Raw genomic sequence first — 19,391 nt, forward strand, 5'->3', positions numbered from 1 at the left:
CATGTCTTTGAGTCCCGCATCTCCCCGCGCCAGCATCTGAAGGCTGATGCGCACGGTCCGCACGAAATCAACTGTGTTGTACCACGCGATTTTCACCTTGCCCAGCGCCGTGGCGGGCACGGTCTCGTTGCCGTAGAAAAAGCCGTAGCCCTGATAGGGTTTGCCATCCTGGCCGGTGCAGGTTTGCAGAGGAATCCCCGTGAGGGACACCTTTTCCCCGTCCCGCAGAACCGTCACGGCCAATTTCTCTTTCCCGGCGTTCACCTGCATTAAAAGGGGAACGTCACCGCTGACATAAATCCGCTCGCCGTTGATGGCCCAAAGCTGGTCGCCCGCTTGCAGCGTCTCCGCTTCGGCGGTGGTGAACTCCGGTGCCACCCCGGCGACGGTCGGTATATAAAACGCCTCGGCTCCAGAATAGAGAATCAAAAGAATCAAAAAGCCCGTCAGGAAATTGGAGAGAGACCCCGCCACAAAAATGAAAAATTGTTTCCAATATCCCTGATGGCTGATGGCCCGGGGATTCTCTGAATCCTCGTCCTCCCCTTCCATGGCGCAATATCCGCCCACAGGGAGAATGCGGAGGGAATACTGCGTCTCTCCCCGCTGTCTTTTGAACAAGGCCGGACCCATGCCGATCGAAAACTCGTTGACCTGCACACCGCAGGCCTTGGCAGCCAAAAAGTGCCCCAGTTCGTGAAGCGCGATAAGCACGCCAAACATGAGAATCGCCGCGAGAATGTAGACAATTGTCATAAAAACTCCTAACTAAACTGTTCCGATGCCGCGTCCGCGGCGTTACCCATCTCCGGGGGTCTTCACTGTGGAAAAACTGCCCGCCGTGCGTCAGTATCCGCTTTCAGAATATCCGAAAGAGTGGGATGATATACCACCGGGACGACCTCTCTCGCTTTTTTCACCAGCCGAGGAATGTCGTTAAAGCCGATTTTCTCCTGCAAAAACAGGCTCACTGCCGCTTCATTGGCTCCATTTAAAACGGCGCAAGCGGTGCCTCCCGTTTCCGCGGCGGCCTCTGCCAGCGCGAAGCAGGGAAATGCCTCCCGATCCGGCGCGGCAAAAGTCAACGGTGGGCTGGACAAAAGGTCCAGCGGTTCCGCGGGATTTTCCCCCCGCCGGGGATAAGTAAACGCATAGCGGATGGGAAGACGCATATCGGCCGTCCCCAACTGAGCCAATACCGCCCCGTCCCGATACTCCACCAGAGAGTGAACAATGCTCTGCCGGTGAATCAGCACATCCACCTGTCCAAGGGGCAAACGGTAAAGGCGCATTGCCTCAATGACCTCCAAGCCTTTGTTCATCAGCGTTGCGCAGTCCACAGTAATTTTGGGCCCCATCTTCCAATTCGGATGCCGCAAAGCATCCTGCTTCGTCATGCCCTCAAGCTCCGCAAAGCTTTTTTCGTAAAACGGACCTCCGGAGCAGGTCAGCAACAGACGCTTCACCTCCCGCCGGTCCTCGCAGCCCCGTAGGCACTGAAAAATGGCGGAGTGTTCCGAGTCCACCGGGACGATTTCCGCCCCGTACCGATCCGCCGCGTCCATCACCAGCTCTCCAGCGCATACCAATGTTTCTTTATTGGCCAGCGCAATGCGCTTTCCCTGTTCAATGGCAGCCAGCGTAGGCCCAAGTCCCACCATGCCCACCACGGCGGCCACCACCGTGTCCGCGCCATCAATTGTCGCCGCCTCTAAAAGCCCCTCTGGCCCGGAGACAATTGTTATGTTCAAATCCCCGACTCGGCTGCGGAATTCCTCCGCGGCCGCAGAGTCGTACAACGCCACAAGACGCGGCAGAAACTGCCGCGTCTGCCGCTCCAAAAGCTCCAAATTTCCCCCCCGGGCGGCCAGCGCCACCACGCTCAGGTTCAGTTGCCCCGCCACATCCAGCGTCTGCCGCCCGATGGAGCCGGTGGAGCCCAACAGTGAAATTGTCTTTGTCATACCGTCACCGCCTTGCGTCCATACCCCATAGGTAATGGACTCTTCTCTTTCATTATGCAGGCGCGGACGCGCCGCCACTTTTTACAGAACGCCCAGAGCCAGCCAGACAAGCGGCGCCACAAACGTCACGCTGTCAAACCGGTCCAGCACGCCGCCGTGTCCCGGCAGCAACTTTCCGTAATCTTTGACGCCGAATTCCCGCTTAATCACGGAAAAACTCAAATCGCCAATTTGGCCCGCTCCGCTGCCCAGAAGCCCCACCGCCAGCACCTGCCACCAGGGCAAAATCGCCGTATCCAGCAGCCACAGCCCGGCGCAGTTGACCAACGCCAGACCCACAACGCCGCCAAGCAAACCGCCCACGGCCCCTTCCACTGTTTTCTTAGGGCTGACGGGAGTCAGTTTATTCCTGCCGCACAGCATCCCTGCAAACAGCGCGAAGGTGTCGCTTCCAAAAGAAATTCCCAAAGGGATAAACACAAGAAGCCGCCCCGCCTCCTCCAGCCGCAGCAGCAGCAAACAGGAGAGCATCAGCGGAAACACCAGTCCTGAAAAAATGGCGGCGGTTACATCTGAAAACGTGATCCGTTCCTCTTCTGTAAAGTCCAGAATCGCGCCAAGAAATGCCAGCAGCACAAACGCCAGCGCCAGCGTTGCCGTCAGCGGTAGGTTCTCCAGCACAGCAATCCGCGGAATGTCTGCAAGAATCTCCAACTTTGCTTTTCCGTCCCCGCCCGCGCCGAATTCCTCATAGAGAACCACCGGCATCACCGTTGCCACCAAAACCGTCAGCCGCTGGAGCTTTACTCCGCCCTTTTTCAGCACGGCGCGGGCCAATTCCCATGCACCCACACCGCAAAGAGCCATGCTCAGCGCCACAGTGGCCGCAGGGGGCGCAAAGCCCAAAACGAAAATCAGAGCCGGAATACCGAGTACCGCCACCATCACCCGTTTGAACATACCATCAATCCTTATCTGTGAAGCAGCTCACTTCACGCCGCCGAACCGGCGGTCCCGTTTCTGATAGGCCGCAACGGCCCGGTCAATCTCCGCCTCGTCAAAGTCCGGCCAGAGGGTATCCGTGTAATAAAACTCAGAATAGGCGCACTGCCAAAGCAGAAAATTGCTCAGCCGCAGCTCGCCGCTGGGACGGATAATCAACTCCGGATCTGGAATGCCCGCACTGTCCAAATATCCGGAAAACATGGCCTCGTCCAGCTCCTCGGGCTTTTCCAGCCCGGCGGCACAGTCGGCGGCAAAGCGCCGCGCCGCTCGCAGAAGCTCGTCCCGTCCGCCGTAATTCAGGCAGATGTTGGCCTGAAAGGCGTCCCGCCCCAGATGCTCCGTAATTTCATCTGTCTCTCGGGCCAAAGCCCGCAGCTCAGAGGGGATGGAAGTCATATCACCGAAAAATTTCAGCCGGATGCTGTCCCGTTCCATGGAGTCGATGGCTTCCAGAAGATACCTCTTTAAAAGCGCCATGATGGCACCCACTTCGGTCTCAGACCGCTTCCAGTTCTCGGTGGAAAAGGCGTAAACCGTCAAATACTCAACGCCCAGATTCTTGCAGTAGGTAGCGACTTTCCGAAAAGTTTCCGCTCCCGTCTTGTGGCCGGCTGTGCGGGGCAAGCCCCGCTTTTTCGCCCAGCGGCCATTGCCGTCCATAATAATGGCAATGTGGCGGGGCAGGCGGCTTTTGTCCACCTGCCCCGCCTGCTTGCCTGAAATTTCGTTGATCATCAAATTGCCATCAATTCCTTTTCCTTGGCAGCAAGCATTTCATCCAGCTTTTTGCAGCTATCGTCCGTCATTTTCTGAAGGTCCTTCTCCGCCTGCTTCAAATCATCCTCGGTGATTTCTGTCGCCTTTTCTAACTTTTTAAATGTTTCCATGGCGTCCCGGCGGATGTTGCGGACAGCCACCTTGCCGCTCTCCGCATATTTGTGAATCTGCTTTACCAGCTCCTTGCGCCGCTCCTCCGTCAACTGAGGGAAGTTCAGACGCAGACTTTTTCCGTCGTTTTGGGGGTTGATGCCCAAATCCGAATTCTGGATGGCTTTTTCAATGGACTTCAGAGCCGTTGCGTCCCAGGGCTGGATCACCAGAGACCGGGGATCTGGCGAAGCGATGGAGGCAATCTGTTGAATAGGCGTGGGCGTCCCGTAATAGTCCACGGTGATGCGGTCAAGCACGGCGGCATTGGCCCGGCCGGCACGCACGGCGGCAAAATCTGCTGCCACGGACTCGACGCTTTTTTTCATCTTGTCCTCGTAAATCTTGTATTCCTCTTTTTGCATAACGGTCACTCCTTCACGATCGTTCCGATTTTTTCCCCGCACACGGCGCGGATAATATTTTCAGGGTCCTTCAGGGCAAACAACAGCACGGGAATGTGATTGTCCATGGACAAAGACGTGGCCGTGGAATCCATCACCGTCAGATGCTGGGCCAGCACGTCGTCATAGGTAATTGAATCGTATTTCACTGCGGAGGGGTCCTTCACCGGGTCGGCGGAATACACGCCATCCACATTCTTGGCAAGCAGAATCACATCCGCCCCAATTTCAGCCGCCCGCAAAACAGCGGCGGTGTCTGTTGAGAAATAGGGGTTTCCGGTGCCACAGCCGAAAATTACCACGCGGCCCTTTTCAAGGTGCCGGATGGCCTTGGAGCGGATGTACGGCTCGGCAAACGACCGCATCTCCACGGCGGTCTGTACCCGAACTTCCACGTCCCGCTGCTCCATCACGTCAGCCACCGCAAGGCAGTTTAAAACCGTTGCCAGCATACCCATGTGGTCGGCCCGGGTGCGCTCCAGCTTTCCGCCGCCGTCTTTCACGCCGCGCCAAAAGTTGCCGCCACCCACTACGACGCCCACCTGAACGCCCATGGCGATGCACCGCCCAATCACATCACACACTCTGCCGATCACTTCAAAATCAAGTCCCGTGTGCTTATCCCCAGCCAGCGCCTCTCCGCTAATTTTCAGCAGGACGCGCTTGTATACAGGTTTTGCCATCTCGCAAACCTCCGTTGTATTTCAGATAGCGTTATTCTATCAAATTTCACAGCCTTTGGAAAGGGGAAAAGCAAGTTTTTTCAAGAAAAAGCACAGGAGACTGCCGCCCCCTGTGCCGCTGCCACGGTTTTTTCCCGGAGGCAGCCCGACGCAGCCGTCATTTCAGTTTGAACAAACCGCTTCCAAAAGACCAATGAGCTGCTCCCGTCCCGTTCCTTTTTCTGCAGAAAAGGGCACCAGAGGTTCATCATCCACCATTTCCAGCGTCTGGCGGATAAGGGCCAGATTCTCCTCTACCTCGCGGGCCTTCAGCTTGTCCAGCTTGTTGGCCACCACGATTTCAGGGCAGCCGCTCTCCCGGAACCAGTTATGCATGATCATATCGTCCGCAGTGGGTTTGTGGCGGGCATCCACAATCAGAACGCCCACAGTGAGAATGTCGCCCTCGTCTTGAAAATATCGCTCCATCAGGCGGCCCCACCGCTCTTTTTCCGTGCGGCTCACCTTTGCATAGCCATATCCCGGCAGATCCACAAGCCATGCTTTGCCGTCAAGCTTAAAATAGTTAATCTGGCTGGTCTTCCCCGGCGTCGCGCCCACATAGGCTAGGTTCCTCCGCCCCACCAAACGGTTGATTACCGAGGACTTGCCCACATTGGACCGGCCCGCAAAGGCCATCTGAGGCAGTCCGTCCCGCAGGAAATCCTTAGGGTCCGCTGCCGAGCGGACAAAATCTGCTTTCATAAAATTCACCGGGAAATCACTTCCTTGCTTTTATTTTAAATTGGCTCTGCGGCGAAGCGCAGAGCGGGACCGGCGGCTTTTCACCGGTCCCTATCACGCGCGGCTCTACTGCCCGCCGCACTGAAGCCGCATACGCGGCTCGTCCGGACACATTCTTATTGCCGCAGCGCATCTCCGCCCGTCTCCCGCACTGGGGCAAAGGCGGCCACCACGGTCTGCTCCGGCTCCACCGTCTTTTCCGCCTTGCTTTTGATCAACGCGGGGCACAGCGCCCGACTCAGGACCTCATCCACATTGCCCACGGGGATAAATTTCAGCGCAGCGCGGACAGTTTGGTCAATCTGTTCCAAATCCCGCACGTTATCCGCCGGGATCAGAACCGTTTTCACGCCGCTACGCAGGGCCGCCATAGTTTTTTCCTTCAGCCCACCAATTGCCAGCACTCTGCCCCGCAGAGTGACTTCTCCGGTCATAGCGATGCCCGCCCGGACCTTCCGCCCGGTAAGGGCGGAGCACAGTGCTGTGGCCACCGCGATCCCTGCGGAGGGTCCGTCCTTGGGAACGGCGCCCTCCGGAAAATGAACGTGAATGTCCTTGTTTTTATAAAACTCCGGGTCAATGTCATAGACTGTGGCCCGACTGCGCAGATAGCTCAGCGCCGCCTGAACGGATTCCTTCATCACGTCGCCTAGATTTCCGGTCAACTCCAGCTTTCCGGTGCCGTCCATCACGTTGGCCTCCACCTCTAGAATTTCACCGCCAACCTCGGTCCAGGCAAGCCCGTTGACCACGCCGACTTCCTCCCGCTCCGAGTAGAGGGCAGGGGGATAGGGGGACATATCCAGCAATCCATGCAAATCCGAATCCACCACGGCAACACGTTTTGTCTCGCCGGTGATCAGCTTCAAATCTGCCTTGCGGCACAGGGCTGCAATCCGCCGCTCCAAAATACGCACGCCGGACTCTCTTGTATAATCCCGAATCAGGGCACGGATGGCCCCATCGTCAATCTTGAGCTGGGATTTTTTCAGCCCATGCTCTTTCATCTGTTTGGGAATTAAGTGATTTTTGGCAATTTGCAGCTTTTCCTCATCGGTATAGCTGCCCAGTTGAATCATCTCCATCCGGTCAAGCAGGGGACGGGGGATGGTATCGGTGGTGTTGGCGGTAGTGATAAACATAACCTTGCTCAAATCCACCGGAATCTCCATAAAGTGGTCCCGGAAGGAGTGGTTCTGCTCTGAATCCAGCACCTCCAGCAACGCAGCAGCCGGGTCGCCACGGAAGTCGCTCCCCAGCTTGTCGATTTCGTCCAACAGCAGCAACGGGTTCATCGATTTGCTGCGGCTGATTGCCTCAATAATCCGTCCCGGCATGGAGCCGATGTAGGTTTTCCGGTGGCCACGTATGTCCGCCTCGTCCCGAACACCGCCCAAGCTCAGCCGGGCAAGCTTCCGGTTCAGCGCCTTGGCAACGCTGACGGCAATGGAGGTTTTGCCAACGCCGGGAGGTCCGACAAGGCAGAGAATCTGCCCCTTTCCCTCCGGATTCATTTGGCGCACGGCAATTGTCTCCACAATCCGCTGCTTTACCTTTTCAAGGCCAAAGTGGTCTTTATCCAGAATTTTTCTTGCAACTTCCACATTCAGCCGCTCACGGGTCACGGTGTTCCACGGCATTTCCAGACACACGTCCAGATAGTTTCGGATCACCGCGCTCTCGGCGCTGGAATAGGGTTGCTTGCCCAGTTTATCCACCTCTTTCATCAGGTGGGCCTCTGTGTCCTCCGGTAGGTCCAGCCGAAGAATACGCATACGGTATTCGTCCAGCTCCTCGTCCCCGTCCTCGCTCTCGCCCAGCTCGCTCTGCATCACCCGAATCTGTGCGCGCAGAATCTGTTCCCGCTGGGACCTGGCAAGCTGAGAGCGGACCTTGCTCTCCATTTCGCCCTCAAATGCCAGCACGTCGTTTTCCCGCGCCAAAAACTCGTTGAGCTTTCGCAGGCGGACGTAGGCAGAAGTCTCCTCCAGAATGCTCTGTCGCTCCTCCGCCCGCAGTTGGACGTTTTGGGCCAGAAAATCCGCAAGATATCCCGGATCCCGGCTTTCCAGTACCTGTGCCTTCACGCCGTCCGGCAGATTGGAAACCCGCCCCGCGTATTCCTCAAATAGCACCGTGGTCTGGCGCAGAAGGGCTTCCGTCCGAGGGCTACTTAAAAACGCCTCGGATTCTTTCTGTTCGGGCATGGCCTCCACGTTGGCCTGCAAAAATGGCTCGGACTGCCACAGGCGCTTCATCCGCGCTCTGCGGCCGCCTTCCACCATCACCCGCACGCTCCCCTCGGACACGCGCAGAACCTGAGAAATGTGGGACACGGTGCCCACCCGGTAGAGGTCCTTCTCTCCCGGCACCGCCGTTCCGATTTCCTTTTGCGTCACCAAAAAAATTTCCTGATCCGTCTCCATGGCTCGGCTCAGGGCCGCAATGGAGATGGGCCGCTCCACATCAAAGGTGATGTTCATATGTGGGAAAACCGTCAGGCCCCGCAGGGCCAGAACGGGAATGTTCCAGGTTGTCAGCTCCATGGCCAGGTTCCTTTCTTATTGAAGAAAGGGAGACGCGCTCGCGTCCCCCTTTCTATGTCAGGCTTGCGGCTGCTCAGGATGCGGAGGCCGGTGTACTTCCGGGCAGCTCCGCCTTTTCGGTTTTGCCGTTGTTCAGCTTCACCGGGTGGTTTGCGCGCCGCTTATCGTGTACCAGCGCTGGCTGCTCCGTCCCCTCCACGCAAGCCTTGGTAATTCTCACGGTTTCAATGGTGGGGTCGGAGGGGATGTCATACATAATCTGCGTCAGCATCGACTCCATTACCGCCCGCAGACCCCGCGCACCGATGTTCCGCTCGATGGCCTTGTCGGCCACGGCCTCCAGCGCCTCCTGATCAAAAATCAGCTCCACATTGTCGTAACCCAGCAGTTTTTTATACTGCTTGACCAGAGCATTTTTCGGCTCCATGAGAATCCGTACCAGATCCTCGCGGCTCAGTGCGTTCAGCGTGGCAATCACGGGAAGACGACCTACCAACTCGGGAATCAGGCCGTATTTCAAAATATCATGGGGCTGAACTCCGGCCAGAATCCGGCTCAGGTTCCGCTCCTTTTTTCCCTCAATCTTCGCGCCGAAGCCGATGCTCTTCTGATCCAGCCGCTGCTCGATGATTTTGTCCAGTCCGTCGAATGCGCCGCCGCAGATAAACAGGATGTTCTTGGTGTTCACCTGAATAAACTCCTGGTGCGGGTGCTTGCGTCCGCCCTGAGGGGGAACGTTGGCTACGGTACCCTCCACGATCTTCAGCAAAGCCTGCTGCACGCCCTCGCCGGACACATCCCGCGTGATGGAGACATTTTCGCTCTTGCGGGCGATTTTGTCAATCTCATCCACGTAGATAATGCCTCGCTCGGCCCGCTCCACATCAAAGTCGGCGGCCTGTAAAAGCCGCAGGAGAATGTTCTCCACATCGTCACCCACATAACCCGCCTCGGTGAGCGTGGTTGCGTCCGCGATGGCAAAGGGAACCTTCAGGATGCGGGCCAGCGTCTGGGCAAACAGCGTCTTGCCGGAGCCGGTGGGCCCCAGCATGAGGATGTTGCTCTTTTGCAGCTCCACTTCCTCGTCGCCGCCGAAATAGATCCTTTTATAATGGTTATACACCGCCACAGACAGAGCGACCTTCGCTTCATCCTGCCCGATCACATACTGATCCAGCACGCCCTTGATTTCCTGAGGCGTGGGCAGCTTGTCAGGAATTTCCTCCAGACCGGAGGCGCCGGTGTCCTCGAACCCATCATTCAAAATACTCATGCATAGCTGGACGCATTCGTCGCAGATACGCACACCCGGTCCCTGAATCATCCGGTGAACCTGCTGCTCGTGCTTGCCGCAAAAGGAGCAGCGAAGAGTTCTTTTATCGTCGTTCGGCATGGTATTACCTCAGTTCTGCCTTTTCGGAAAGGCGCAATCAGTGATTGGTGATAATTTTGTCGATCAGGCCAAAATCCTTGGCCTCTTCGGCGGACATGAAATTGTCCCGTTCGCACGCGGTGGTAACTTCCTCCACGGACCTTCCAGTGTTGTCCGCAAGAATGATGTTCATGCGCTTTTTGATAATTTCCAGCCGCTTGAGATGGATGGCCATGTCGGTAATCTGGCCCTGCGTCCCAGCGGAGGGTTGGTGAATCATAATTTCGGCATTGGGCAGAGCAATCCGCTTGCCCTTAGCGCCGGAAGACAGCAAAAATGCACCCATAGATGCGCACATGCCCACGCACACAGTGGACACGTCGCACTTGACGTACTGCATGGTATCGTAAATAGCCATTCCGTCGGTGACGGAGCCGCCGGGGCTGTTGATATAGAGCTGGATATCCTTGTCGGGGTCCTGGGCCTCCAGATACAGAAGCTGGGCCACAACCAGACTGGCGGTAGTGGCGTTGCCCTCTTCGCCCAAAAAGACGATGCGGTCGTTCAGCAGGCGGGAAAAGATATCGTAGGACCGCTCGCCACGGTTGGTTTGTTCCACTACGTAAGGTACTAAGCTCATTGGTATAACCTCCACTTTGATACTGGTCTGCGGAGTCCTCGGCCACTTGCCGGGGTTGGTCCGTCTAGAAACATTCTCCCATGATACCACAAGTACCATGAGAGAATGTGTCGAATCTGTAAAAAGTAAACGGTTTTCCGGATGATTACTCTGCTTTCTTGGCGGCCTTCTTGGCAGCGGGCTTCTTGGCAGGCTTCTCCTCACCGTCGGCAGCCTTGGCAGCCTTCTTGGCGGGCTTCTCCTCGCCCTCGGCGGCTTTGGCTGTCTTCTTGGCGGCGGGTTTCTTGGCGGGCTTCTCTTCTTCCTCCGCGGCCTTGGGTTCCACGGCGGTGGCGCTGTCCCGCACCAGCTCGACGGCCTTGCGGCTGCTGAGCTGATCCTTGATCTGCTCGGCGGGCAGGTACTTCTTAATGTTCTCCAAGTCGATGCCGTACTGTCCGGCCATGGTATTATACTCGGCTTCCACATCTTCGTCGGAAATCTCGATCTTTTCCTCCTTGATGATGGCCGCCAAAGCCAGATCCATGCGGACCTGCCGAAGGGCAGGCTCCATGGCGTCTTCCAGCAACTTCGCCTCAGTGATGCCGGTCATCTGCATATACTGCTCATAGGGAATCCCCTGCTGCTGAATCTGATTCTTGAAATTGTCCACAAAGCGGCGGGCCTGCGATTCCACCAGCGCATCGGGCACGTCGGCAGTGATGTTCTCCGCCGCCTTCTGCATCAGCGCGTCCTCAAATGCCTGCTTTGCCACCTGCTCACGCTCGTCGGCAATCTTCTTCTCGATGTCCGCCTTCAGGTCCTTCAGTGTGTCAAACTCGCTCACGTCCTTGGCGAACTCGTCATCCATGGCGGGAACGTCCTTCTCCTTCACCTCGTGGAGCTTCACCTTGAACACCACGGCCTTGCCGGCAAGCTCAGGCGTGTAGTCCTCGGGGAAGGTCACGTCCAGATCCTTCTCCTCGCCGGCCTTCATGCCGACCACCTGCTCCTCAAAGCCAGGGATGAAGCTGCCGGAGCCAAGCTCCAAGCTGTGGCTCTCACCCTTGCCCCCGTCAAAGGGCTTGCCATCCAGGAAGCCCTCGAAATCGATGACGGTCACATCGCCGTTTTTCGCTTCCCGATCCACAGACACCAGCCGGGTGTTGCGGTCGGCCATTTCCTTCAGACGCTCGTCCACATCGGCGGCGCTGACCTTCACTGCAGATTTGGGAGCTTCCAAGCCCTTATACTGGCCAAGTTTTACCTCGGGATAGACGGGAACCACGGCCTTGAAGGTAAAGCCTTCCTTGGTGAGCTGGCCCTCCAAATCCACCTGAGGATAACCCACAACTTCCAGCTTCTGCTCCGCCACGGCGGCCTCGTAGGCGTCGGGCATGGCGATATTGACCGCTTCCTCGAAAAACACCTCTGCGCCGTACATCCCCTCGATAATCTTGCGGGGAGCCTTACCGGGACGGAAGCCCGGCACATTGATCTGTTTGCGCATCTTCTGATATGCCTTTACGAGAGCAGCCTCAAATTCCTCCGCGCTGACCTCCACAGTCAGGGCGACGGTACTTTTTTCTTGTTTTTCGCAGTTTTTCACGTTCATATTGTTTACTCCTCCGTTCATGACCGGTGCAAGCCGGTACAGTTCCCTATAATATCAGACAAATGCGGAAAAATCCACACTTTTTTCAGGATTCGATAATTTTTTTTGGAACGAACTCCAAATAGTCCGCAGAGATGAGGGAAAAGGCGGTTCCGGCCTGTTCACCCTCAAAACGGCGGCGGATGACCGGCCCGTGAAGATGCCCGTAGTAGCAGGCCTTCACGTGGTATTTTTCCAGAAGCGCCAGAATCTCGGGGCACTGATAGCCCTTGTACAGCGGTGGATAGTGGAGAAAGCACAGAATCGGCCTCTCCCCCGCCGCCCGGAGAGAGGTTTCCAGCCGCATGATCTCCCGGTTCAAAACCTTTGCGTCCGGGGGCTTCTGGTGTTCCTCCTGAAACCAGCCACGGGTGCCGCACAGGGCGTACTCCCCGTAAAAATGGCAGTTATTGTGGAGGAACGAAAAGCTGGTCAGCCCCTTCTCCGCGAAAAAGCCGCTCATCTTGTTCACCGTGGTCCACCAGTAGTCGTGGTTTCCCTTCACCAGCAGCTTTTTTGGGGGAAACTGCTCCAAAAAACGGAAGTCTGCCTCCGCCTCCTCCATGCTCATGCCCCAGGAGGTGTCGCCGTCCAGAATCAGCGTATCCTCTTCCGTCAGCACGGAAAGGGACGCGGCAATTCGGTTTACGTAGTCCTTCCACGCCTCCCCGAAGACCTCCATAGACTTGTTTGCCGTCAGGGAAAGATGCAGGTCGCCAATCGCATACAGGGCCATTCACGCCCTCCTTTTCTTGATTTTTCGCGGGCTGTAAAGCCCCGCCGGTCCCGCGCCGAACCTTCCGGGATTATCTGAGAAATTCCCGCACCGTCTGGGGCATGTCCTCTTTTTTACGGCATAGGTCAAACCGGTTCTCTTTCTCGCGCAGAGCCGCCAGCCGCCATGGGGCGGGCCGCCCGGTGACATATTGCAGCCGGTCGATCAGCTCCGCGCCTGTGCCCTCCGCCGTCTCGCCGATGGCGGAAAGTACACTGTCGCAGAATTTGAAGGGGGACGCGGTGGACACAAACACCGCGGGGGAGGTGTCGCCGGTTTTGGCGCGGTATTGCTCCAGCACGTCCGCCGCCACGGCGGTATGGGTGTCCAGCAGATAGTCTCGCTCCCGATAATAGCGCCCGATGGCGGCGGCGGTTTCCGCCTCGCCACAGGACCCGGCCCAAAACAACTCGTGAATTTGCTCCAAAATCCCGTCGCTCACCCGATAGCTGCCGCTCATAGCCAGCTGGTCCATATAGTCCTTCACCTGCTCGCCGTTCTGCCCGGAAAGGTCAAACAGCAGCCGCTCCAGATTGGAAGAAATCAGGATGTCCATGGAGGGACTGATGGTGTTGTAAAAATTCCGGTTGCGGTCATAGGTCCCGGTGGTCAAAAACTCGGTCAGTACATCGTTTTTGTTGGACGCGCAGAGGAGCTTTCCAACGGGCAGGCCCATCTTTTTCGCGTAATACCCCGCAAGGATGTCGCCAAAGTTTCCGGTGGGCACGCAGAAGTTGACGTTCTCTCCCATTTTCAGTTTCCCGTCCCGCACCAAATCACAGTAGGCAGAGATATAGTAGACCACCTGTGGTAGAATCCGGCCCCAGTTGATGGAGTTGGCGGAGGAGAGGAAATAACCCCGCCCGTCCAGTTCCTCCCGAAGAGCTTCGTCGGAAAAAATACGCTTCACGCCGCTTTGCGCATCGTCAAAATTCCCAACCACGGAGCAAACACCCACGTTCTCGCCCCGCTGAGTAAGCATCTGTGCCTCCTGTACGGCGGAAACACCGTCCTTGGGGTAAAACACCAAAATTTTTGTCTGCTCCACGTCGGCAAAGCCCTCCATGGCGGCCTTACCCGTGTCGCCAGAGGTAGCCGCGAGGATGCAGGCCGTCCGACGCTCTCCCGTCTTCTTCAAAGCAGCGGACAGCAGCCGAGGCAGCATCTGAAGTGCCAAATCTTTAAATGCAGAAGTAGGCCCGTGCCACAGCTCCAAGCAGTGGGTGGCTTCGTCCAGCGTCCGCACCGGAGCCACGGCGGCAGTGTCAAACCGAGCAGGACCATAAGCCGTCTCGGCAAAATCCAGTAGTTCCTTCGCGCTGTAATCCGTCAGGTACAGGCCCATCACCGCCGCCGCCCGCCGTGGATAGCTCAGGGGCAGCAGGACTTCCAGTTCTTTCTGTGAAAGCGTTGGAAATTCCATGGGGGTCAAAAGTCCACCGTCCCGGCTCAGACCCTGTTGCACGGCTTGCGCCGCGCTCAGGGTCACCGCGGTGTCCCGCGTGCTGAAATACTTCATATCTCTTCCTCCTGCTTGTCGCGCCGCCGTGTATTCTTCGTTCCGCTCCCGGCAGCCTTATTCAAATGCGTTTTCCAAGTATTCCACCCGGAGCGCGCCGTTCTCATCGTAAACCTCCGCCACGTCAAACCGGGCGGGTTCGTCCAAGTCCTTCACACTCATGTACAGCGCAGCGGCGGACCTAAGCCGCGCCTGCTTCGCCACGGTCACATATTCCCTTGGAAGGCCCACCTGCAAATTGCTCCGCAGTTTCACCTCCACAAAGCAAAGCAGCCCCTCCGGGTCTCGGGCAATTAAATCAATCTCACCAAACCGGCAGCGCCATTGGCTGGCAATCAGCCCATAACCCCGTCGGCGCAGGTATCCCGCAACTTCGGCCTCACCCCGGTTTCCGGCGCTTCTCGTGGTCATGACCGTCCCTTCTCCCACTTCTTCAAAAAGCTCCGCCGATGGGCGGGGCAGGGACCGTAAGCATCCAGCATCGCATAATGCAGCTTGGTGCCGTAGCCCTTATGCTTTGCAAATTGATAGCTCGGATATTCCTTGTCCAGCATCTCCGTCACAAATCGGTCCCGGCTGACTTTCGCCAAAATGGACGCTGCCGCAATGGACGCGCTTTTTCCGTCTCCGCCCACCACGGTTTCGTGGGGTGTGGTGATGGCACACACGCTTCCACGGTCCCGGTTCCCGTCAATCAGGGCGAAATCGGGCCGCTTTTTCAGGCCGTCAATGGCAAGTTGCATCGCCTTCATCCGGGCGTTAAGAATGTCGATGGCGTCAATTTCCCCAGCTTCCACCCAGGCCACGCAATAGTCCTCCGCCTCGGCACGGATGCGATCAAACAACGTCTCCCGTTTTTTTTCCGTCAGCGTCTTTGAATCGTTCAATCCCTCTATGACAAGTCCTCGGGGCAAAATTACCGCCGCCGCGTACACCGGACCCGCCAGTGGGCCGGCGCCCGCCTCGTCTGCGCCGCACACCGTTTCATACCCGGCGGCAAAGCACTGCTCCTCAATGCTCCAAGGATGCTCCATCTCAGTCATTTTCCAGTTCCTCCGGCGTTTCAAGTGTAAAACGTCCAAGCTTTCCACCCCGGAACTCGTCCAGCAAGATTTTTGCCATCCGTTCCGTATCAATTTCTCCGCCTCGAATCACAAAACCCCGCTTCTGCCCGGCCTGCTCCAGCAGTTCATAGCCGGAAGCCTCCGGCTGGGGCTGAAATTTATACCGCTCGGAAAGCTGTTCCGGATACCGGGCCGCAAGATAGCGCATGAGGTTGCAGGCCAGCGTTTCAATGTCGATCACCTCGTCTCGGACCGCGCCAGTAAAGGCCAGATTCAGCCCCACGCTTTGATCCTCAAACTTGGGCCAGAGAATTCCCGGCGTGTCCATCAGTTCCAGCCCCTGATCAATGGGGACCCACTGCTTCGTCCGGGTGACACCGGGCCGGTCCTCAGTTTTGGCAGTCTTCCGCTTTGCCACCCGGTTGATAAATGTGGACTTTCCCACATTGGGAATCCCCAGAATCATCACCCGCATGGTCCGGCCCACCTGCCCCTTTTCCGCATAGGCACGCAGCTTGTCCGCAAGCAGCGCCCGCACGGCGGTGGGAAACCGTTCCACCCCATCTCCGCTTTTTGCGCTGCACTCCAGCACCGCATAGCCCTTTCCCCTGAAATACGCGGCCCACAGACGCGTTTTGGCGGGATCCGCCTGATCGGCCCGGTTTAAGACCACCAGACGGGGCTTTCCCGCCGTCAGCCCGTCTACATCCGGATTTCGGCTGGAAAGAGGGATGCGGGCGTCCAGCAGCTCGCACACCGCGTCCACGTTTTTTAGTTGGTCGGCAATCATCCGCCGAGTTTTGGTCATGTGTCCGGGATACCACTGTATATTTAAATTCTGTCCGTTTTCCACGTGTTTCCTCCTTGTGCCCTCACCGGATCAGGCCGATGCGGGAATAATCCCGCTGCCCTGTCTCCGAATCCTTTCCGGGAAACAGAATCAGCGCGGCTCTGCCGATGATATACCTCTCGTCCACCGTACCCAGCCGCACATCCCGGCTGTCGTTGGAGTGGTTTCGGTTGTCCCCCATCACAAATACGGAGCCTTCTGGCACCGTCAAGGGAAACTCCGTTCCGTCGCAGCGAAAGGTCAGTTCCCGAATGTACGGTTCGTTTAAAACCTTTCCGTCCACCTGTACGCTTCCCTCGTCAAAATCAATGTCCACCGTCTGCCCACCCACGGCAATAATCCGCTTGACAATGGGCTCCTTCAAAAAGCTCTGTTTTCGCAAAACCACAATGTCTCCGGCCCTGTACGTTCCTGCCAGCAGGCCCACGGTAACCGCCAGACGGTCCCCGTCTTGAAGCGTGGGCAGCATGGACTGTCCGTCCACTCCGATCAGCCGCACGGCGAAGGTAAACACCAGCACCACTGCAAGCACGGAAGACACCAGCGCTCGCACCCATTCGTACAGGCCCTGCCCCCGGATTGCATCCGAAGTCGTCGCCGTCAATTCTGTCATGTCGTTTGTCATTTCATACCTCGTCCTGCAGATTCCGGCACTGCACCGGACAGGAAGCCCCGCCACCGCTTTTCTCCGGCGCGGCAGGCATTTGGCCGCCGCTCTGCGCAAAGGCAGCTTCCTCGCCGCCCTAACTTATCTAGTATATCAAATTTAACTACAAAGAACAAGTGTGAAGGGCAGGATTTTTCCCGCAAAATGCGCAAAGGAACCGCCATTGGCAGTTCCTTTGCGCACATTCAGGCCGCAAGCCAGCTCAACAGTCGGCCCCGGAATTTTCGGCTATCTCAGCCCGGAGGCCAGGTCATGTCCCGACCACCCAGCACATGGAAGTGCAGATGAGGCACGCTCTGACCAGCCTGCTCTCCAATGTTGGAAACCACACGGTAGCTCTCGATGTCCTTTTCGGCGGTGATCTTTGCAATCACCTCAAAAACGTGGGCAACCAACGCGCTGTTGCTCCCGTCAATTTGGGACACGGAAGCAATGTGGGTCTTCGGAATCACTAGAAAATGGGACGGGGCCTGGGGCGCAATGTCACTGAAGACATAGCACACCTCGTCCTCATACAGCTTGTCGCTAGGTATCTCCCCGGCGACGATTTTGCAGAATAAGCAATCCGACATCATGGTTCCTCCCTTTTTATTTGCGGCAAATTGTTCTTAGATAAACTGGCGATGCTGGGCGTGATAGCGATACCCCAGCTTTTCCAGCGTCTTGACCAGTTCCATTCGGTCCACGTCCTCTGCGGCGCAGAGGTCCTCCAAATCCGCGTACTCATCCCGCAGTTTGGTATTCACCACGCTCAGCAATATGGCAGGGTCTTTGGGCAGCATGTTATTTCAGCCTTTCCGCCACGAAGTCGTCCACCGCAGCCAGCGCGTCGTCCAGCTTCAACAAGTCTTTACCGCCGCCCATTGCGGAGTCAGGCTTGCCGCCGCCGGAGCCGCCCGCGATACCGGACACCATCTTCACCAGCTCTCCCGCCTTGATCCCCTTTGCCACGGCCTCCTTGCCGCACACGGCAAGGAACGTGATCTTCTCCTCCGCGGCGCTTGCCAGCACCGCCACCACGCCCGGCTCCTTGTCCCGCAGGAAATCGCCCATCTGGCGCAGTGCGTTGGCGTCCGTACCGGGGCGGCTATGGGTCACAACTTTCAGGCCGCCCACGGCCTTGGCCGACATCAAAAACTGCTGCGCGTCGCCAAGGGATGCCTGCGCCTGAAACCGCTCGACCTCGCGGCGCAGCTCCCGCATCTCCAGCATCACCTGCTCCGCCCGATCCGCAAGGTCCGTGGGGCTGGTTTTCAGCAACTCCGCCGCCCGGAACAGCATCTCCTGATTGCGGTTCATAATCTCCAGCGAGGCCTTGCCCACCGTTGCCTCAATCCGGCGCACACCAGAAGCGATGCCCGCCTCGGACCGAATGCGGAAGGAGCCAACTTTGGCAGTGTTGTCCAGATGCGTACCGCCGCAGAACTCCATAGAGGCTAGCTCCTCGCCCTCTCCCATGGAAACCACGCGGACAGTCTTCCCGTATTTCTCGCCGAACAGGGCCACGGCTCCCAGCTTCTTTGCTTCTTCCACGGGAAGCTCCTGCGTTTCGACGTTCAGTCCCGCCAGAATTTCGTCATTCACCAGTTGCTGGATTTTAGACAGTTCTTCCGCCGCAATGGCGGAAAAATGGGTAAAGTCAAACCGCAGCCGGTCCGGCTCCACTAGAGAACCAGCTTGATGCACATGGTCCCCCAGCACCTTTTTCAGCGCCGCATCCAGCAGATGGGTGGCGCTGTGGGCGCGGCGGACGGCTTGACGGCGCTCCACATCGATGGTGGAGGTGACGGTGTCTCCCTTTTTCAGCTCGCCGGACTCCATCACGCCGTGGTGCAGGAATTTCCCCGCCTTGTCCTTCTGCACACTGTGGACGGCGAACACCGCCCCATCCAGAAAAATGGTGCCGTGGTCCGTCACCTGTCCGCCCATTTCTGCATAAAACGGGGTTTTGTCCAACACCAGAACGCCCTCGGCACCTTTGACAATGGCGTCCCGCAGCTCATCCTCCGCAACGATGGCCAGCACCGTGCCGGAATCCGTGTTGTGGTCATAGCCGGTGAACCGAGTGGGCGTTGCGTCAAGACCAAGATCAATGCCCGCCCAGGCCACGTCGCCCAGCGCCTCTCTGGCCTTTCTGGCCCGGACGCGCTGCTGCTCCATCAGTTCGTGGAATCCGGCCTCGTCCACCCGCATGTCCTCTTCTTCCAGCATCTCCTCCGTCAGGTCCAGAGGGAAACCATAGGTGTCGTAAAGCTTAAATGCGTCCGCGCCAGAAAACAAGGACTTGTTCTCCTCTTTGTGGGCCGCCAGCATCTCCGTATAAATCTTCATACCCGCGTCCAGCGTCTTGAGGAAGTTCTCCTCCTCTGTCCGCACCACCTTGGTGATATAGGCTTCCTTCTCCGCCACATCCGGATAGGCAACTTTGTTGACCTCAGCCACCGTGGCCACCACCTTGTACAGGAACGGCCCGTCCACCCCCAGCAGCTTTCCGTGCCGTGCAGCGCGGCGCAGCAGGCGGCGCAGCACATAGCCCCGCCCCTCGTTGCTGGGCAGCAC

At 57.6% G+C, this 19,391-nt stretch carries 20 protein-coding genes; all 20 read right to left on the reverse strand.

Annotated features, from left to right (window positions below; all coding sequences use genetic code 11):
* On the reverse strand, positions 1 to 756 hold a 756-nt coding region (locus RT018_RS04780; RefSeq protein ID WP_312939766.1), incomplete at its 3' end, for a site-2 protease family protein.
* A gap of 62 nt (positions 757 to 818) precedes the next feature.
* Positions 819 to 1,964 carry a 1-deoxy-D-xylulose-5-phosphate reductoisomerase gene (locus tag RT018_RS04785; RefSeq protein WP_312939768.1) on the reverse strand — a complete coding sequence of 382 codons (1,146 nt, stop codon included), beginning with the start codon at positions 1,962 to 1,964 and terminating at the stop codon, positions 819 to 821.
* Between the two features lie 81 nt (positions 1,965 to 2,045).
* Positions 2,046 to 2,924, reverse strand: a complete 879-nt coding sequence (locus tag RT018_RS04790) for a phosphatidate cytidylyltransferase (RefSeq protein ID WP_312939769.1) — start codon at positions 2,922 to 2,924, stop codon at positions 2,046 to 2,048.
* A 27-nt stretch (positions 2,925 to 2,951) separates the two neighbouring features.
* On the reverse strand, positions 2,952 to 3,704 hold the full coding sequence (locus tag RT018_RS04795; RefSeq protein WP_312939899.1) for an isoprenyl transferase: 753 nt from the start codon (positions 3,702 to 3,704) through the stop codon (positions 2,952 to 2,954).
* Positions 3,704 to 4,261, reverse strand: a complete 558-nt coding sequence (gene frr / locus RT018_RS04800) for a ribosome recycling factor (protein ID WP_312939771.1) — start codon at positions 4,259 to 4,261, stop codon at positions 3,704 to 3,706. The genes RT018_RS04795 and frr overlap by 1 nt, the downstream gene beginning before the upstream one ends.
* A gap of 5 nt (positions 4,262 to 4,266) precedes the next feature.
* Positions 4,267 to 4,983, reverse strand: coding sequence for a UMP kinase (gene pyrH / locus RT018_RS04805; protein ID WP_312939772.1), 717 nt, complete (start codon positions 4,981 to 4,983; stop codon positions 4,267 to 4,269).
* Positions 4,984 to 5,145: 162 nt separating this feature from the next.
* A complete protein-coding gene (gene yihA, locus RT018_RS04810; RefSeq protein ID WP_312939900.1) occupies positions 5,146 to 5,727 on the reverse strand; it encodes a ribosome biogenesis GTP-binding protein YihA/YsxC in 582 nt (193 codons plus the stop codon).
* Between the two features lie 155 nt (positions 5,728 to 5,882).
* Positions 5,883 to 8,312 carry an endopeptidase La gene (gene lon / locus RT018_RS04815; RefSeq protein WP_312939774.1) on the reverse strand — a complete coding sequence of 810 codons (2,430 nt, stop codon included), beginning with the start codon at positions 8,310 to 8,312 and terminating at the stop codon, positions 5,883 to 5,885.
* Positions 8,313 to 8,385: 73 nt separating this feature from the next.
* Positions 8,386 to 9,705 carry an ATP-dependent Clp protease ATP-binding subunit ClpX gene (gene clpX / locus RT018_RS04820; RefSeq protein ID WP_312939777.1) on the reverse strand — a complete coding sequence of 440 codons (1,320 nt, stop codon included), beginning with the start codon at positions 9,703 to 9,705 and terminating at the stop codon, positions 8,386 to 8,388.
* Between the two features lie 37 nt (positions 9,706 to 9,742).
* The gene (locus RT018_RS04825; RefSeq protein WP_312939778.1) at positions 9,743 to 10,324 is read right to left on the reverse strand and encodes an ATP-dependent Clp protease proteolytic subunit; all 582 of its coding nucleotides are present in this window, start codon (positions 10,322 to 10,324) and stop codon (positions 9,743 to 9,745) included.
* 145 nt (positions 10,325 to 10,469) lie between these two features.
* Positions 10,470 to 11,918 (reverse strand): trigger factor, encoded by a 1,449-nt coding sequence (gene tig / locus RT018_RS04830; RefSeq protein WP_312939780.1) that lies wholly within the window; start codon positions 11,916 to 11,918, stop codon positions 10,470 to 10,472.
* Positions 11,919 to 12,003: 85 nt separating this feature from the next.
* A complete protein-coding gene (locus tag RT018_RS04835) occupies positions 12,004 to 12,693 on the reverse strand; it encodes a metallophosphoesterase (protein WP_312939782.1) in 690 nt (229 codons plus the stop codon).
* 70 nt (positions 12,694 to 12,763) lie between these two features.
* Complete coding sequence (thrC, locus tag RT018_RS04840; protein ID WP_312939784.1) at positions 12,764 to 14,251, reverse strand: threonine synthase; 1,488 nt, start codon at positions 14,249 to 14,251, stop codon at positions 12,764 to 12,766.
* A 57-nt stretch (positions 14,252 to 14,308) separates the two neighbouring features.
* Complete coding sequence (locus RT018_RS04845; RefSeq protein WP_312939786.1) at positions 14,309 to 14,662, reverse strand: YraN family protein; 354 nt, start codon at positions 14,660 to 14,662, stop codon at positions 14,309 to 14,311.
* Positions 14,659 to 15,294 (reverse strand): ribonuclease HII, encoded by a 636-nt coding sequence (locus RT018_RS04850; RefSeq protein WP_312939787.1) that lies wholly within the window; start codon positions 15,292 to 15,294, stop codon positions 14,659 to 14,661. The genes RT018_RS04845 and RT018_RS04850 overlap by 4 nt, the downstream gene beginning before the upstream one ends.
* Positions 15,287 to 16,123 (reverse strand): ribosome biogenesis GTPase YlqF, encoded by an 837-nt coding sequence (gene ylqF, locus RT018_RS04855; RefSeq protein ID WP_397359755.1) that lies wholly within the window; start codon positions 16,121 to 16,123, stop codon positions 15,287 to 15,289. The genes RT018_RS04850 and ylqF overlap by 8 nt, the downstream gene beginning before the upstream one ends.
* A 64-nt stretch (positions 16,124 to 16,187) precedes the next feature.
* The gene (gene lepB, locus RT018_RS04860; protein WP_312939789.1) at positions 16,188 to 16,790 is read right to left on the reverse strand and encodes a signal peptidase I; all 603 of its coding nucleotides are present in this window, start codon (positions 16,788 to 16,790) and stop codon (positions 16,188 to 16,190) included.
* Positions 16,791 to 17,065: 275 nt separating this feature from the next.
* Positions 17,066 to 17,404 carry a histidine triad nucleotide-binding protein gene (locus RT018_RS04865; protein WP_312939791.1) on the reverse strand — a complete coding sequence of 113 codons (339 nt, stop codon included), beginning with the start codon at positions 17,402 to 17,404 and terminating at the stop codon, positions 17,066 to 17,068.
* A 36-nt stretch (positions 17,405 to 17,440) separates the two neighbouring features.
* Positions 17,441 to 17,614: a DUF4250 domain-containing protein gene (locus RT018_RS04870; protein WP_312939792.1), complete on the reverse strand. Its 174-nt coding sequence runs from the start codon at positions 17,612 to 17,614 to the stop codon at positions 17,441 to 17,443.
* A gap of 1 nt (position 17,615) precedes the next feature.
* A partial coding sequence (alaS, locus tag RT018_RS04875) for an alanine--tRNA ligase (RefSeq protein WP_312939793.1) occupies positions 17,616 to 19,391 on the reverse strand: 1,776 nt, incomplete at its 5' end.

Origin of the sequence: Oscillibacter sp. (assembly GCF_032060045.1) — a bacterium.
GTDB lineage: Bacteria > Bacillota > Clostridia > Oscillospirales > Oscillospiraceae > Oscillibacter.

Coding starts and splice junctions, on each gene's coding strand:
- RT018_RS04870 (WP_312939792.1), bottom strand. CDS start 17,614: ATGCTGCCCAAAGACCCTGCCATATTGCTGAGCGTGGTGAATACCAAA.
- RT018_RS04845 (WP_312939786.1), bottom strand. CDS start 14,662: ATGACCACGAGAAGCGCCGGAAACCGGGGTGAGGCCGAAGTTGCGGGA.
- RT018_RS04835 (WP_312939782.1), bottom strand. CDS start 12,693: ATGGCCCTGTATGCGATTGGCGACCTGCATCTTTCCCTGACGGCAAAC.
- ylqF (WP_397359755.1), bottom strand. CDS start 16,123: ATGACCAAAACTCGGCGGATGATTGCCGACCAACTAAAAAACGTGGAC.
- RT018_RS04850 (WP_312939787.1), bottom strand. CDS start 15,294: ATGACTGAGATGGAGCATCCTTGGAGCATTGAGGAGCAGTGCTTTGCC.
- tig (WP_312939780.1), bottom strand. CDS start 11,918: ATGAACGTGAAAAACTGCGAAAAACAAGAAAAAAGTACCGTCGCCCTG.
- yihA (WP_312939900.1), bottom strand. CDS start 5,727: ATGAAAGCAGATTTTGTCCGCTCGGCAGCGGACCCTAAGGATTTCCTG.
- clpX (WP_312939777.1), bottom strand. CDS start 9,705: ATGCCGAACGACGATAAAAGAACTCTTCGCTGCTCCTTTTGCGGCAAG.
- RT018_RS04825 (WP_312939778.1), bottom strand. CDS start 10,324: ATGAGCTTAGTACCTTACGTAGTGGAACAAACCAACCGTGGCGAGCGG.
- RT018_RS04795 (WP_312939899.1), bottom strand. CDS start 3,704: ATGATCAACGAAATTTCAGGCAAGCAGGCGGGGCAGGTGGACAAAAGC.
- RT018_RS04790 (WP_312939769.1), bottom strand. CDS start 2,924: ATGTTCAAACGGGTGATGGTGGCGGTACTCGGTATTCCGGCTCTGATT.
- RT018_RS04785 (WP_312939768.1), bottom strand. CDS start 1,964: ATGACAAAGACAATTTCACTGTTGGGCTCCACCGGCTCCATCGGGCGG.
- lon (WP_312939774.1), bottom strand. CDS start 8,312: ATGGAGCTGACAACCTGGAACATTCCCGTTCTGGCCCTGCGGGGCCTG.
- pyrH (WP_312939772.1), bottom strand. CDS start 4,983: ATGGCAAAACCTGTATACAAGCGCGTCCTGCTGAAAATTAGCGGAGAG.
- lepB (WP_312939789.1), bottom strand. CDS start 16,790: ATGACAAACGACATGACAGAATTGACGGCGACGACTTCGGATGCAATC.
- frr (WP_312939771.1), bottom strand. CDS start 4,261: ATGCAAAAAGAGGAATACAAGATTTACGAGGACAAGATGAAAAAAAGC.
- RT018_RS04865 (WP_312939791.1), bottom strand. CDS start 17,404: ATGTCGGATTGCTTATTCTGCAAAATCGTCGCCGGGGAGATACCTAGC.
- thrC (WP_312939784.1), bottom strand. CDS start 14,251: ATGAAGTATTTCAGCACGCGGGACACCGCGGTGACCCTGAGCGCGGCG.